At 52.6% G+C, this 14,138-nt stretch carries 14 protein-coding genes; 7 read left to right on the plus strand and 7 right to left on the minus strand.

Annotated features, from left to right (window positions below):
* Nucleotides 1-446: hypothetical protein (locus tag B3F49_RS07215; protein WP_293910085.1), on the minus strand; the 446-nt coding region annotated here is incomplete at its 3' end.
* Between the two features lie 93 nt (nucleotides 447-539).
* Here B3F49_RS07215 and yqeC point away from each other — a divergent pair.
* The 4 genes from yqeC to B3F49_RS07235 are packed head-to-tail and all read left to right on the plus strand — an operon-like array spanning nucleotide 540 to nucleotide 5,162.
* A complete protein-coding gene (gene yqeC, locus B3F49_RS07220) occupies nucleotides 540-1,244 on the plus strand; it encodes a selenium cofactor biosynthesis protein YqeC (protein WP_293894800.1) in 705 nt (234 codons plus the stop codon).
* Complete coding sequence (gene yqeB / locus B3F49_RS07225) at nucleotides 1,241-3,043, plus strand: selenium-dependent molybdenum cofactor biosynthesis protein YqeB (protein WP_293910087.1); 1,803 nt, start codon at nucleotides 1,241-1,243, stop codon at nucleotides 3,041-3,043. The genes yqeC and yqeB overlap by 4 nt, the downstream gene beginning before the upstream one ends.
* Nucleotides 3,044-3,102: 59 nt before the next feature.
* Complete coding sequence (locus B3F49_RS07230) at nucleotides 3,103-4,227, plus strand: aminotransferase class V-fold PLP-dependent enzyme (RefSeq protein WP_293910089.1); 1,125 nt, start codon at nucleotides 3,103-3,105, stop codon at nucleotides 4,225-4,227.
* On the plus strand, nucleotides 4,227-5,162 hold the full coding sequence (locus tag B3F49_RS07235; protein WP_293894791.1) for an XdhC family protein: 936 nt from the start codon (nucleotides 4,227-4,229) through the stop codon (nucleotides 5,160-5,162). Before B3F49_RS07230 ends, B3F49_RS07235 begins: the two co-directional genes overlap by 1 nt.
* Here the strand turns inward: B3F49_RS07235 and B3F49_RS07240 are convergent.
* Entirely contained in the window at nucleotides 5,150-6,223 is a 1,074-nt protein-coding gene (locus tag B3F49_RS07240; RefSeq protein WP_293910091.1) for a lipid II:glycine glycyltransferase FemX, read from the minus strand. The genes B3F49_RS07235 and B3F49_RS07240 overlap by 13 nt on opposite strands.
* A gap of 173 nt (nucleotides 6,224-6,396) precedes the next feature.
* Here B3F49_RS07240 and B3F49_RS07245 point away from each other — a divergent pair, with 173 nt between their 5' ends.
* Nucleotides 6,397-8,235, plus strand: a complete 1,839-nt coding sequence (locus B3F49_RS07245; protein WP_293910093.1) for an ATP-binding protein — start codon at nucleotides 6,397-6,399, stop codon at nucleotides 8,233-8,235.
* A gap of 3 nt (nucleotides 8,236-8,238) precedes the next feature.
* Here the strand turns inward: B3F49_RS07245 and phoU are convergent, their stop codons facing one another.
* The 5 genes from phoU to B3F49_RS07270 all read right to left on the minus strand — a co-directional run bounded on the left by phoU (nucleotide 8,239) and on the right by B3F49_RS07270 (nucleotide 13,029).
* Nucleotides 8,239-8,937 carry a phosphate signaling complex protein PhoU gene (gene phoU, locus B3F49_RS07250; protein ID WP_293894782.1) on the minus strand — a complete coding sequence of 233 codons (699 nt, stop codon included), beginning with the start codon at nucleotides 8,935-8,937 and terminating at the stop codon, nucleotides 8,239-8,241.
* 15 nt (nucleotides 8,938-8,952) lie between these two features.
* Complete coding sequence (gene pstB, locus B3F49_RS07255; RefSeq protein WP_293910095.1) at nucleotides 8,953-9,783, minus strand: phosphate ABC transporter ATP-binding protein PstB; 831 nt, start codon at nucleotides 9,781-9,783, stop codon at nucleotides 8,953-8,955.
* Entirely contained in the window at nucleotides 9,780-11,039 is a 1,260-nt protein-coding gene (gene pstA, locus B3F49_RS07260) for a phosphate ABC transporter permease PstA (RefSeq protein ID WP_293894776.1), read from the minus strand. The genes pstB and pstA overlap by 4 nt, the downstream gene beginning before the upstream one ends.
* A gap of 1 nt (nucleotide 11,040) precedes the next feature.
* Entirely contained in the window at nucleotides 11,041-11,955 is a 915-nt protein-coding gene (gene pstC, locus B3F49_RS07265) for a phosphate ABC transporter permease subunit PstC (RefSeq protein ID WP_293894773.1), read from the minus strand.
* A gap of 72 nt (nucleotides 11,956-12,027) precedes the next feature.
* Nucleotides 12,028-13,029 carry a PstS family phosphate ABC transporter substrate-binding protein gene (locus B3F49_RS07270; protein WP_293910097.1) on the minus strand — a complete coding sequence of 334 codons (1,002 nt, stop codon included), beginning with the start codon at nucleotides 13,027-13,029 and terminating at the stop codon, nucleotides 12,028-12,030.
* A 144-nt stretch (nucleotides 13,030-13,173) separates the two neighbouring features.
* Here B3F49_RS07270 and B3F49_RS07275 point away from each other — a divergent pair, with 144 nt between their 5' ends.
* Both B3F49_RS07275 and B3F49_RS07280 read left to right on the plus strand, forming a co-directional pair.
* On the plus strand, nucleotides 13,174-13,551 hold the full coding sequence (locus B3F49_RS07275) for a desulfoferrodoxin family protein (RefSeq protein WP_293894766.1): 378 nt from the start codon (nucleotides 13,174-13,176) through the stop codon (nucleotides 13,549-13,551).
* Nucleotides 13,508-14,059, plus strand: coding sequence for a cysteine hydrolase family protein (locus B3F49_RS07280; RefSeq protein WP_293894763.1), 552 nt, complete (start codon nucleotides 13,508-13,510; stop codon nucleotides 14,057-14,059). Before B3F49_RS07275 ends, B3F49_RS07280 begins: the two co-directional genes overlap by 44 nt.
* Nucleotides 14,060-14,138: the final 79 nt, after the last annotated feature.

Genomic DNA, 14,138 nt, shown 5'->3' on the forward strand with positions numbered 1-14,138 from the left:
ACATCCTCTGCTATCTGTTGGCTGGTGCCGACCACCGAGAGAAGCGAAGCGAGCTCTGCATCCTGCAACAGCAAAAGCTGTTGTTCCTGCTTCGCGGTGATCGGAATGGAGGAGTCGCTTCCTTGGTGGAGCTGCAGTGCTGCAAAGCGTGCCATGTGCCGGCCTCGTTCAACACCGGCAGCAGCCCATACCGCATAATGTTCCTGTTCATCCTTGATCACCACCTGTGAGCTTTCCAACAGCTTCAAAGCCAATACGGCAAGGTCTGACGAAGGCATCAACAGCCTCCTTTTTCCCACCTTGTTGAAAAAGTGCGCCTGCCCAAGCGGGGTGTCGACTCTTCCTGAATAATAGCTGGGATGCTTGCCATCCTCATCCAGAATGCAGAGTGTAAATCGGTTGCCTACGATATCGACACCGACAGCCTGTCTTTGTTGTGTTTCCATGCCATAAGTATACAAGCCAACCGAATTCCAACCAGTGATGAAAGAAATCCGTTTCCCTTGCAACACAGAATCGACAGTGGTACAGTTTTCCCCATGGCTACACTTCTTGAAGCGCTGTGCGCTTTCATCAACGGAGAATGCGGATGCATCAGCATCACCGGCAGCGGGGGAAAAACCACCGCCTTGACGGCACTTGCCCTCCACTACGCCAAATTCGGCAAACGCGTCCTGGTCTCCACCACCACAAAGCTGGAGCTTCCCCGACTTCGCGACTATGGCTGCGACATCTACTATAGCGACGAGCGGGTTTTCAGGCATACACCGAAGCAGGGTGAGCGCGTCTTCTATGCATGCGAGGGGAAGGATAAGGCACTCGCTCCTCCTCTCTCTCATCTGGAGACACTGATGGATTTCTATGATGTTCTTGTGCTCGAAGCCGACGGAGCCCGCCACAAACCCTTGAAACTCCACAGCGACTGCGATCCCGTTGTCCCGGACTTCACCACCTCAACGCTTGCTGTCATGGGCATGTCAGGGTGGGGGCAGGAACTTGGCCGGTGTTGCTTCGGCTGGAACCAGGACGGGCACAGGGTGGCCGACGATGAAGCATATCTGTATTTGTTGCATCATCAAGACGGGGTCCTCAAGGGTGCAGCCGGAAGGACCCTGGTGCTTTGCAACCAAGCTGAGAACACAGGATCTGAGACGATGACAACCCTCGCTCGCTCGTTGGATGCAATCCCCATCTATTTTGGTTCTTTGCAAACCAATACACTACTCTTCAGGAAGGAACCATGAATACCACAGTACTGCAACAAGCCTCATACCTGGGCGAACACAATCAAGCCTTTGTGTTTGTCATCATCCTGAAAACCGAAGGATCGGCAAGCCGGAGCCAGGGTGCCATGGTGGTCGATCAAGCGGGAATCGTCACCGGAACAATCGGCGGCGGGGAAACCGAGGCCTACGCACAGCGCCAAGCCCTCGATCTTCTGTCCTCACAAGAGCAATCACGCCATCTCGCGTTCACTGTCCGGCAGGGGGAAGTCAGCGATGCAGGGACGGTGCACCTGCTGCTGCTGGCCTGCACCACCGAAAGCATGCAGAAAGCGTTCAGCCAATTCAGGGCTTGGGAGGCCCATCAATTGCACCATGTAATGGGCTTGCAACTCCAGCCTTCAATTGCCCTGATGGGGCTTTGTGAAGGAGGGGCCACCATCGGTGAAGTGCATCCACAATTCCTCGAACAGGCGCATCAGGTCCTTGAGAACAATGTTCCCCGCTACATCGAGACCAACAATTGGACTTGTTATTTGAGCCTCCCGGTCAAGGCGCACAACCTGCTGCTCATAGGGGGAGGACACGTCAACCAGGCGGTTGCACAACTAGCTCATGCGGTGGGCCTACCCACCCAGGTCGTGGAAACCCGGGCGGAGTTTGCAACCGAGGACCTGTTTCCCTTTGCAAAGAAGCGAATCGTCGCAGAGACGATGCAAAAAGCCCTTGAGGAGGCAAGCATCAATGCTCGTACCGTCTGCGTCATTGCCAGCCATGCCTTCGACGAGGAGTCTGCCAAGCTGCTTCTGGACCGCGATATCGCCTATCTGGGTGTCCTCGGGTCTCGGCATAAGGCCAAGAGGCTGGCTGCATCCTTGAAATGCCGGACTCAAGCCATACAAAAGTTTTACTGCCCCATCGGTCTGGACCTGGGAAGTGAGACACCCCAGGAAATAGCTGTCTCGGTAATCGCCGAGGTCATGAAAGTGATCAACCAAACAACCGGAAGCAGCTTGAGAAACCTGGGGAGGAGGGTGGTATTGGTGCGAGGTGGCGGTGATTTGGCGACCGGAGTCATTCTCAGGCTCCATCGCAGCGGTTACCGTGTCATTGTCCTGGAAACGGAGCAGCCCTCGGTCATCCGTACCACCGTCAGCCTCGCCCAGGCTATGTTTCAAGGAAGAGTCGAGGTTGAAGGAATCACAGCGCAGAGGTGTGCTACGGTGAAAGAAGCGTTCAACCTGTTCGATGAAGACATCATCCCCGTTCTGGCAGACCCGGCCATGGAGTGCCTTGACGAGGTCCAGCCCGTTTGCCTGGTGGATGCCATCATGGCCAAACGGAATCTGGGCACCCATATCGATGATGCTCCACTGGTCATCACCCTTGGTCCTGGGTTTGAGGCTGGAGTGGATGCAGACATCGTCATTGAAACCAAACGAGGACACAGCCTTGGACGCATCCTCAAATCGGGTTGTGCAATCCCCAACACCGGCATTCCCGGCCTTGTGAACGGATTCGGAGAAGAGCGGGTGCTCCACTCCCCCAAGGCTGGAATTTTCAGATCACAGTGCACCATCGGTGACTTGGTTCACACAGGCCAGGTCATTGCAACCGTTGATGGTGAGCCGATTTTCGCTCCCATCGACGGCAAGCTCAGGGGCCTGCTCAATTCAGGCTTGCATGTCACCGCCCACTTCAAGGTTGCGGATATCGATCCCAGGGGGGAACAGGCCGACCATACCACGGTCAGTGAGAAAGCCTATGCCATTGGGGGAGCCGTGCTGGAAGCGCTGGATGGGTTTCTGAATCGGGCATAAGCCATTGATTTTTTAAAACTTTAATGGATTATTTCACTGTATTGCAGTAAACTCATCCCATGCGGCGAATCTATTTGGATAATGCATCGACCTCTTTTCCAAAAGCTCCGGGTGTAATACAAGCCATGAGCACCTATCTTGCAGAAAATGCTTCCAATCCCGGAAGGGGAAGTTATGAGCATGCCGTCCAAGCGATGGAGCAGGTGATGGACTGTCGCCAGAAACTGGGATTACTGTTTGGATGCAGGGAAAGCAGGAATGTGGTGTTCTCGCTCAATGTCACCACCGCCCTCAACACCTTGGTGGCAGGCTTGTTCACACCAGACGACCATGTGCTGGTAAGCGGTGTGGAGCACAATGCAGTGATGCGAACAGTGCATCTGCACCGCATCCCCTATTCGGTGATTCCCTGCGACAAGCAAGGCCGAATCATCTTGGAAACAATCCCTTCCTTGGTCAAACCCCAAACCAAGGCCCTCATCCTTACCAGCGCGTCCAATGTTGCAGGCACCATCCAACCGATCAGGGAGGCGGGAACAATAGCCCACCAGTTGGGCCTCTGGACCTGCATAGACACAGCCCAAGGAACACCTGCCGTCGAATGCCGGCTCGAGGAAGGAGTCATTGATGCAATTGCTTTCACCGGACACAAGGGGATTGCAGGGCCGCAGGGAGTCGGCGGCTTGGTCCTTTCCCCCCATCTTGCCAAGAGAATCACTCCTTCGGTAGGAGGAGGAACAGGCAGCAGAAGCGAAAGCTTTTCGATGCCTGAGCTGCTGCCTGACCGACTCGAGGCGGGAACCCAAAACATTGTGGGCATCGTAGGGCTTGGTGCTGCATTGGCAAGCCTTGGAAAGAGGGGCGATCAGGACCGAACCAGCTGCAATCGACTGCTCTCCTATTTTCTCGGTGACAGCCGTATCCGAGTCATCGGTCCAAAGACCATGGAAGAGCGTACCAGCGTGATCAGCATCATCGTCGAGGGATTCGGCCTTGCCGAGCTTGCCTACCGCCTCGATGCAGAGTACGGCATCCAAACCCGCTACGGCCTGCACTGTGCACCACTGGCCCATCAAAGTCTGGGAACACTTCAAACAGGAACACTTCGCTTCAGTTGCGGCCCTGCAACGACACACGAAGAAATCGATTATACCATCCAAGCCATGAAGGAGTTGCTTTGCTGATGAAATACCACAACTTGTTGCTCAATGCCCTGAAAAACGGGGATGTCACTCGAAAGACCGTGATAAGCGGCCCTCATGTAGGAGATGAAGCACTCTACAGCAATGCAGCATTGCTTTGGGGCAGCTGCGATGCAGCCGGCGGCGAGGTTTTGGAAGAAAGATTGCAGACCGATGTCGAATTGGTTGTCTGTGGTGGTGGGCACATCGCCCTTGAGCTGGTTGCTTTTGCATCCCGTCTCGGATACAGGATAACCGTCATCGATGAGAGGGAGCAGTATTGCAACAATACGCGCTTTTGTGGTGCACAGTGTGTGTGTGCTCCCTTTGATCAGGCATTGGATGGGGAGCATGGTTGGATCAGGCCCTACTTTGTCATCGCAACACGCGGCCACAGCTACGACCAACTCTGTCTTCAGAAAATCCTGGGACTCAATCACCGCTATATCGGCATGATCGGCAGCAAGTCGAAAGTAGCTGCTACCTTCGAAAATCTGAGAAATCTTGGATTCTCCCAAGCGCAGCTTGATCAAGTCCACTCTCCGATCGGCCTGGACATCGGGGCGGTGACCGCCGGCGAGATTGCCGTTTCCATTCTGGCTCAAATCATCCAAACAGTACGCACAGAGAAGCATGTGGTGCAACTGGACAGGAACCTGCTGGAACGCCTGGCTCGGACTGAACAGAAATTCTGCCTGGTGCGTGTCATTGAAAAGCATGGCTCTGCTCCCTGCGATGTCGGATTTCAGATGGCAGTGTTCGAGGATGGGACGGTTGAGGGAACCGTTGGAGGCGGCTCAGTCGAAGCAAAGGCAATCGAGGATGCGAGGCAGACGACCAGCAATCAAGTAAGAGCCTACGACCTTTCCAATGCAAAAGCCTCAGAGCTGGGGATGATCTGCGGAGGCAATGTGCGCCTGCTCTTTCAGCTTTGGTGATAGCCCTCACCGACCATCTCATAGGCAAAGAGCGTTTGGGCATCCTCGCTGTTGTAGGCGAAATCCCAACACCCCATGCGATGCAGCATGCTCCCTCCAAACCCTTTCTTGAAGGAGTAGAGTCCGCTCATCGGATGCTCCTTCTCCTTCGTTGGCGAGACGCCGAACAGATCGTATTCGCTGCAGTTCCAGCTTTTTGCCAGCTTGATGGCACCCCATTGCAGTGCATAGGTGCTCATGGTGTTTCGCATAAGCGAGGAAGAGGCGCCATAGAGGTAGGTCGCCCGGTTCTTTGAACGGCTGAGGAACATTGCACTGAGCGGAATTCCCTCATAGAAGGCCATCAGCAAGACAACACCGGCACTCTCATCGACAGGTCCATAGAGCGAATCAAAGAAACAGCGGTCATGCAAATTGATGCGATTGCGTGCGCAGGTCTGGCGGTACAGGTCGTAGAAGGTATCGAGATGGTCGTGTCCGACTTGACGCACCAGAACGCCTTTACGTAAGGCCAAATTGATGTTGTACCGGGTTTTGTGATGCATCCGTGACAGGATTTCCTCTTCGCCCGGCCTGAGGTCGATGAGCATGGTATCACTGGGCAGCTGGTTGGAAACCGACTTGTGCAGACTTCGCTTGCTCGTTCCCCAGTTCAACCTGAGATTTTGGAGAGTGAGAGGAAGATCCTCATCCTCCCAGATGGTTTTCCAAGGAAGGTCATAGCGCAGCAGGATGCAGTGCCGGGGAAGCTTTTCCTGCAGATTCATGGACAGTTCTTCCAAAAAAAGCCCCATTCGATCCTCCTGGGGACTGAGAACCGGACCATACGGGACATAGCCGATGCTCTGCTCCCGATTGACGGGAACCAGCTGGACAAGCACGTCGTCCAGTATATAGGATGAGGCGGGAGACCCTTGCAAGTCTTCCGAACGGACCTTGATATCAAAAGCTTTCGTTTCGTAACCCTGTTTTTGCTTTACTTGTGACCAAAAGGACGATTGATGCAACAGCGGAGTATCATAGAGGTACGCAGGTTCTTTTTCCTGCACACTGACGTTCATCGCATGCTCCCTGAAATAATGGTGAAAAAATTTTATCACAAAACATACAAAGAAGAAAGGTATGTATAAGATATGAGAAAACTGTGAAATACGGCTGGCGTCCTTGTTTGGCCCATCCTTCCTTGCTACAGTATTTTCATGCACGATTCTTACCTTGCCAGGGAGTTGGTACCATGAAATTCTCAAGCATCCGTTCCAATTTACTCGTTTCCTCCCTCATTCTCCTCATGTTGAGCCTTACACTCAGTTACAGTCTTTCCAACAGGGCTTTCAGTGCAGCCCTTCGGCAGTCCACCTATGCCGAGCTGAAAGGAAATGCCGAATACCTGTACGATATTGTCTCTCGATACTCACAACCCTGGCAGGAGGGTCACTTTGATGCATATGCAGAGTCGACGGCAACCAGAATCACCTTGATCGCCCACGACGGCCAAGTGCTCTTCGATTCGGAATTCGACATCTCACAGTTGAACAATCACCTTTGGAGGCAGGAAGTACAAGAGGCTCTGGACAAGGGAAGTGCATCCAGTGAGCGGACAAGTGCAACCGAGAATCTTCCGGTGCTCTACTATGCACGCTCGGTGGAAAACCATCCCACCATTGCAGTCATTCGAGTCTCGAAAACATTGAGTCAGCTCAGCGGGTACAAAGAAACGTATCAGCAGATGTTTTTGGGCAATCTTGCCATTCTTGTGCTGCTTCTTCTTGGTATTACCACCGTTTCGATCATGCTGCTCACCAAACCCCTGAAGAAAATCCAGACCTTGGCAAAACACTATGCCCAAGGGAACCTGAACGAACGACTTTCGATCCAGAGCCCAAAGGAGATGGCCGACCTTGCCTCTTCAATGCAGCATATGGCCTCATTGCTGAAAACAAACCGTGATCGTTTGGAAACCTCGCACAACCGTTTGCAGGCCATCATGGACAACCTGCACGAGGGAATCCTGCTGCTGGATTCCAACCTTGTCATAGAGGTGGCCAACCTCGAGGCGGTCAAACTGCTTGGCGGTGATCCAACCGGACGCAGGCTGGGCGAGGTAATCTCTTCGACCGAGGTGCTTTCGGCCTGCAACACATGCTCCAAGGACGGTACTGCAACGTCGCTTACCGTTGCCAAGTACAATCATCTCTATGGGGAGAGCGCCATACTGGTAGGAAAGCGCAAAGCAAGAACCCTTCGCTTTCTCTGTTCTCCGCTGACCCAGTCCAAAGGGTTGAACAAATCGTTGGTGGTATCGATCCAGGATATGACTGAACTGACGAGGTTGGAACAGATTCGAAAGGATTTTGTGGCAAATGTCAGCCATGAATTGAAAACGCCGATCACTTCGATCACCGGTTTTTCCGAGGCCTTGCTGGAAGCACGGACCGAACAACAATTGAGGCAGTTCGGCCAAGTCATCCATCGTCAGGCAAGCAATATGAAACGCATTGTCGATGATTTGTTGCTGCTCTCCAGCCTCGAGCAGTCAAATACTCATCCCACCATGACTTGGACACAAGTCGAACAAATCATTGAGGAGACTGTGCAGAACTGCAAATACCGGTTCGAGGAGAAACAAAGCACACTGACAACACAGATCGACAATCCTCTGGGTTATGAAATCTTGTGCAGCGGCATGCTGATCACCCAGGCTCTGACAAACCTCGTGATGAATGCATTGGCCTACTCAAGCGAACGTTCACCTGTTACGCTGGCATGTCATGTGGATGACTTGACCGCCACCTTCTCGGTAAAGGATGAAGGCATCGGGATACCGGTTGAGGACCAAGAGCGCATTTTTGAGCGTTTTTACCGTGTCGACACCGCCCGGAGCCGCAGCCAAGGAGGCACCGGACTCGGTCTTTCCATCGTCAAGCACATCACCGGTGTGCATCATGGAAGCATAGAAGTACAGAGCGAAGTAGGAAAAGGCAGTCTCTTTATCATGAGACTGCCTCGAAGCGGCTTTGAGCTTCCCGATCTGGAAGAGCGAAGCAATTCATTGTATCGGAAAAACTCTCAATAGGGTTCAGACGCGGGGAATGGCTGGATTCTGCAACTTCGGTCCGTTGAGTTTCGGCCTCTGCCCTTTTTCCATGTACACAATCCAGCGGCAGATGGTTGTCACATGATCGCCGAGGCGCTCCATCTCCTTGGTAAGGTAATGGAGATTGAGGATGCGTTCCATCTCCTTTTCGTTTTCCGGTTTCAATGCATAGAGATCCTTATTCAACTCATCACGTAAAAGATCCATCCGATCGTCCATGGCGGCCACTTCAATGGCTTTTTCAGCTTTTACATCAATGAATGCCTCTACAGCACGACGGGTCATGGTTGCTCCGAGCAAGGCCATTTCGCTGATGCGTTGAACAAACGGGGTGAACTGGGGAGACTCCTCCCACCGCGTCATTTTCGCCATATGGGCGGCATGGTCTCCCATCCGCTCCAGGCTGGAAACAATTTTCATGCCGGCGATAATGTGACGCATGTAGTGCCCGTAGGGAGCTTCACTGATAAGCAGGCGCACCCCATCGTTCTCCACCATCTCCTGTAGCTGGTCGATGAACCAATCGTTGGCGACAACCTTCTTGGCCAGCTCCTCATCATGATTGCTGAACGCGGCATGGGCCAGAAGGATCGACTCCTCCACCCTGTTGACCATCTGGATCAGCAGTTCTTGAAAAAACCGCATTTTCTCATCCAGCATGGTGGTATGTTTTTCATCCATTTCAAATCTCCTGGGTCAACCGAATTTTCCTGATATATACTCTTCCGTTTTCTTATGTACGGGATTGAGGAACAACTGCTCCGTCTTTTCATACTCCTGCAGATACCCGGTCCTGTTCTCATCCACCATGAAGAAGGCAGTATAGTCGGATACCCTGCTCGCCTGTCCCATATTATGGGTGACGATGACTATCGTATAGTCCATTTTCAGCTCCAGAATCAACTCCTCAATCCTGGAAGTGGCTATCGGATCCAGGGCCGAAGCCGGTTCATCCATCAGGATCACTTCCGGTTGCACTGCAATGGTCCTCGCAATGCAGAGACGCTGCTGCTGGCCTCCACTGAGGCGCAAGGCATTCTGCTTGAGCTTGTCCTTTACCTCATCCCATAAGGCTGCGGAACGAAGACTGGTCTCCACCAACTCATCATAATCCCCTTTGTAGCCATTCACCCTTGCCCCCCAGGCAATATTCTCATAAATGGACTTGGGAAAAGGATTGGGTTTCTGGAACACCATGCCGATGCGCCTTCGGATCAGAACAGGATCGACATCCTTTGCATAAAGATCCTCCCCATTGAACAGAACCCGGCCATCGAGCGTTGCCCCCCGAATCAGGTCGTTCATGCGGTTGATGCTTCGAAGCACCGTACTTTTACCGCATCCCGATGGTCCAATGAAGGCTGTCACCTCGTGCTCATAGATTTCCATGCTCGCGTGCTTGACTGCAAGAAAGGATCCGTAATGGATATTGACATCATCCAACTGGATGATTGTTTTTTTGGGTTCCAATTTGCTCTTTTCTTGGAATACCGGTGGCAGGCTCTCAGCCAAATTGGTTTTATTCATGCTTCCATCCTCTTCTTTTTGGATAGTTTGTCTCGTAGGATGATGGCGCTGCTGTTGAGGACCATCAGCAGGATCAAAAGGGCTATGATCGCAGCACCTGCCACGTTGCGATACGCTCCCTGGGGTCTGGCCGACCACTGATAAATCTGGATCGGCAAGGTCGTGAACTTGGAGAAAATCCCCGAGGGATCGACACTGATGAAGGTTGAAGCACCGATGACAACCAATGGTGCGGTCTCGCCCAGCGCCCTGGACAATGCAAGAATGGTCCCGGTAAGAATCCTATCGATGGATACCGGCAACACCTGGCCCCATATGGTCTGCCACTTGGTTGCGCCAATGCCGTAGCTGGACATGCGCAGCGAGTCCGGGACCGCCTTCAGTGCTTCCTGGGTGTTGATGATGATGATCGGCAGCACCAACAAACCCAACGTCAACCCTCCACTGAGGATGGTCCGCCCGTTGGCGGTTGTATCAGAAACCCCGGTAAACAGGGAACCGCTGGTAAAAGCTTCCATTGCCCGAACAAAGACAGCCAAGCCCAAAAGTCCGTAAATGATGGAGGGGACTGCACTGAGATTGAAGATATTCAGCTGAAGGAGTCTGGTCAGCCTGTTCGGCTTTGCATACTCCTCGAGGTAGATGGCCGAACCCACTCCGATGGGGAACGCAAACACGAAGGTAATGAGAATAATCCAAAGCGATCCGAGCAAGGCGGTACGAATACCGGCATAGAGAGGGTTGGCACTCTGGTCGGCGAAAAGAAAGTCGATGGTCAGCCAACTCTTGAAGGTCAATACCGCGTCACCTTGGTCGAACATGTATTCATTGATTTCCCCCTGCTTCGTCAAGGAGGCCCAGAGGCCCCATGTCCTCAGTACGCTGGGTTGCAACACATACTGTTCAATAAGAGCGATCAAATCCTTGTCGGTTCGGTCGGCAATAGGCTTTTCATATTCGACCCTCCTGAGGATGCCGCTCGAAAGATGGGTTTTCGCAGTCTCCTCCAGTTGTTGGCGGGAGAACTCTGAAAGCTGTGATTTTCCATCCATCAGTTCCGACGGTTTCATTTCATAGCGTATGGCAGCAAACCCGAATGTTGAGTCGATGACCGAGAACAACAAGAGAACGAGAAACAGGATTGCCAGGGAGGTGGAGAACAGGAAAACCGCCTGCCAGACCACCCCGACTTTTCTTCGTCTCTCCATCATGGAGAGACGGGTCTCTTCACTTCCAAAAGTTATGGAACTTTGCATATTATTCATACTCCTGATGGAAGATGGTGGATATCTTCCTGGACACCAGATTCAAGATGAAGGTGATGATGAAGAGCACCAAGCCTAGTGCGAAAATGCTGTTGTAATCAACAGAGTTGTAACTGACATCTCCTCCGCTGATACGTACGATGTAGCCGGTGATTGTTTCCGCAGCCTTGAACGGGTTGGCGGTCAGCTTCGGTCCCGCCCCCGCAGCGAGAGCTACTACCATGGTCTCTCCGATAGCCCGCGAAAAAGCCAGCAGGAAGGTGGCGGACAGTCCGCTCAGTGCAGCCGGGATGACGACCTTGAACGTGGTTTCAATTTTCGTTCCGCCAAGGGCATAGGCTGCAAGACGCAGTTCCTTCGGTACCGAACTGATTGCATCCTCGGCCATGGTGGCTATCAAGGGAAGGACGAGAATGCCGATGACCAGCCCTGCCGAAGCTGTATTGTAGATTTCCACCACATCCTGGCCGAACAACGACCTGAGAAGCGGGGTCATGAATGTCAAGGCGAAGTATCCGTAGACAATGGTGGGGATGCCGGCGAGGATCTCGAGAACCGGCTTGAGGATGCCCCGCATCCGATCACTGGCATATTCGGCCAGGTAGATGGCTACAAAGAGGCCTATGGGAATTCCAAGCAGCATCGCAATGATGCTTGTGGTGAAGGTTGCGTTGAGCAAGGGAAGGAAGCCGAACTGATGAATCATCGGCTGCCAATTCTTCCCAGTCAAGAATCCTATGAGGTCTACCTGAGGGTCGGAGAAAAAGAGATAGGACTCCCTGACTAAAATCACGACGATTCCGACGGTGATCAACATGGAGAACAGGGCGAAAAGAAACATGACGGTTTCGATGATTCGTTCATGAAAACGACTTTTTTTCCTAAAGTGGGGGTTGTCAATTGCCATAGATGGAACATCCTTTCAAAGAAGGCCATAGGCCGCATGGATGCGACCTATGACCAGGATCACCTGAAACACTTAGTAGGTACCGTTCATTGCCTTGAGCCAAGCCTGCCTGCCTTTTGCAAGTTCTTCGTCGTTGGCCGGGAAGTATCCCACTCCTACAATCTCTTCGTTTACATAGCTGAGGTAGAAGTTGATGAATGCAGCAACCTGGGGTTTGGTTCGCATGATCTGCTCATCGCTGTAGATGAAGAGCGGTCTTGCCAAGGGGTAGGTCCCGTTGTCCACGTTGGCCTTGCTTGCTTCCACACCGTCGATTGCAAGGATTGAAAGGCTGTCCTTATTCTCTGCATAGTAGGCATATCCGAAGAATCCGACTGCATACGGAGATCCCTTGATGCCCTGTACCAGGATGTTGTCATCCTCGCTGAGCTGCAGGTTCTTCGCTGAAAGCATCGGCTCGGGATTGTTCTTGAATATTTCTTCGCTGAAGTAGTCGAACGTACCGCTGTCGGTTCCAGGAATGAAGCGCTGAATTTTCTGATTCGGCCAGGCGGGGTTGATTTCCGACCAGGTCGAAGCTGTGCTGAACAGCTTGGCAAGCTCACTCTTTGTCAGATTCTTGGCAAAGGTGTTCTCCTTGCTTACCACTACGGCAAGGGCGTCGGTGCCGACACGGAACTCAATCGGGTTGCGACCGATCTGCTTGGCAGCTTCAACTTCCTTTGCCTTGATGGCGCGGCTGGCATTGGCGATGTCGGTTTCACCGGCTACGGTAAAACGTTCGAATCCTGCACCGCTTCCGATAGAGTCGATGGTGATCACTCCGCTGTACCCTTCCTGCTTGAAGCGCTCAGCCATGCGCTCCGACAAGGGATACACGGTGGAACTACCGGCAGTGATGATATTGCCGCTGACTTTCAGCGGGTTGACTCCCGGCAGACCTGCTACACCGCCGTCTTCAATCCAGGACATGGGGCCACTTTTCTGATCAGCGCTTTCCTTTGTTCCAGCAGCAAAAACTGGAAGCGACATAAGAACAACGGATACGAGCATCGCTACAATTACTTTTTTCATGGTTTCCTCCATATTGGGAACTGTGATAATCAGAGACTACGGAGCAAATGTGAGAAAAGTATGCAAAGACCATGAATAAATCATTGATTGACAAAACACCACAGCCCTCTTTCCTCTTTTGACCAATCACAGTACCTTATAGGTATGGCAAAGAAACTTCTTTTTTACCGTTGTCCAGTTTGTCACACCCTGGTGGAGCTCATCGATAACGGCGGGCATTCCTTGACCTGTTGCGGCCAGAGCATGCAACCGGTGACGGCAAAGACTGAAGACCAAGCGGATGAATACCACCTGCCTGTCATAACGCGGCGCTCCGGTCTTTTGTATGTCGAGGTCGGCAAGAAGCCCCACCCGCAGAGCGAGGACCATCAAATCACCTGCATTGTCTTGGTAACCAAGCAGACTGTCAGGAGAAGCGACATCAAGAGCAACCGGTCTGCGGCAACGGTATTCACCGATAAGGATCATGGAGATGTATATGCCTACTGCAATGTCCACGGACTCTACAAAGTCTCATTCTAAACCCCTGCTTGTCGTCATCGACATGCAACAGGATTTCGTAACCGGCAGCCTCGGAAGCGAGGAAGCACAACGGGTTGTCGATCGGATCGCCCGAAAAATCCAAAGCCATGCCGGCCTGCTTGCCTACACCCTGGATACCCATCAAAGCGACTATTTGCAAACCAGTGAAGGCAGGCACCTGCCGATTGAGCATTGCATCAAGGGCAGTGCGGGACATGCGCTTGTTCCGAATCTCAAACCACTGCTTGAGAGTGCACGCTGTTTTGAAAAACCCAGCTTCGGTTCGGTTGAACTTGCATCCTGGATAGCCGGGAATCCTGATATCTCCCAGGTGGAGCTGGTCGGAGTATGCACCGATATCTGTGTTGTCTCCAACGCCTTGCTCATCAAGGCTTTCCGTCCCGAGCTTCAGGTTCTGGTGGATGGGTCATGCTGTGCCGGAACCAGCATCCAGGCTCATCAAGCCGCACTTCAGACGATGAGGTCCTGCCAAATCGAAGTATTTTAGGTGCTTTGCCTATAACCTGATGGACAAAACCACCAGAGGCCTTGTAGGATACGTCGTACAGACATCCATAGAAGGAGGC

This window comes from Sphaerochaeta sp. UBA5836 (genome assembly GCF_002432845.1).
Taxonomy (GTDB): Bacteria; Spirochaetota; Spirochaetia; order Sphaerochaetales; family Sphaerochaetaceae; genus Sphaerochaeta.

Bases quoted from the DNA above. Each gene is read 5' to 3' on its own strand.
- yqeC (WP_293894800.1), top strand. From the start codon at position 540: ATGGCTACACTTCTTGAAGCGCTGTGCGCTTTCATCAACGGAGAATGC.
- yqeB (WP_293910087.1), top strand. From the start codon at position 1,241: ATGAATACCACAGTACTGCAACAAGCCTCATACCTGGGCGAACACAAT.
- B3F49_RS07230 (WP_293910089.1), top strand. From the start codon at position 3,103: ATGCGGCGAATCTATTTGGATAATGCATCGACCTCTTTTCCAAAAGCT.
- B3F49_RS07235 (WP_293894791.1), top strand. From the start codon at position 4,227: ATGAAATACCACAACTTGTTGCTCAATGCCCTGAAAAACGGGGATGTC.
- B3F49_RS07240 (WP_293910091.1), bottom strand. From the start codon at position 6,223: ATGAACGTCAGTGTGCAGGAAAAAGAACCTGCGTACCTCTATGATACT.
- B3F49_RS07245 (WP_293910093.1), top strand. From the start codon at position 6,397: ATGAAATTCTCAAGCATCCGTTCCAATTTACTCGTTTCCTCCCTCATT.
- phoU (WP_293894782.1), bottom strand. From the start codon at position 8,937: ATGGATGAAAAACATACCACCATGCTGGATGAGAAAATGCGGTTTTTT.
- pstB (WP_293910095.1), bottom strand. From the start codon at position 9,783: ATGAATAAAACCAATTTGGCTGAGAGCCTGCCACCGGTATTCCAAGAA.
- pstA (WP_293894776.1), bottom strand. From the start codon at position 11,039: ATGCAAAGTTCCATAACTTTTGGAAGTGAAGAGACCCGTCTCTCCATG.
- pstC (WP_293894773.1), bottom strand. From the start codon at position 11,955: ATGGCAATTGACAACCCCCACTTTAGGAAAAAAAGTCGTTTTCATGAA.
- B3F49_RS07270 (WP_293910097.1), bottom strand. From the start codon at position 13,029: ATGAAAAAAGTAATTGTAGCGATGCTCGTATCCGTTGTTCTTATGTCG.
- B3F49_RS07275 (WP_293894766.1), top strand. From the start codon at position 13,174: ATGGCAAAGAAACTTCTTTTTTACCGTTGTCCAGTTTGTCACACCCTG.
- B3F49_RS07280 (WP_293894763.1), top strand. From the start codon at position 13,508: ATGCCTACTGCAATGTCCACGGACTCTACAAAGTCTCATTCTAAACCC.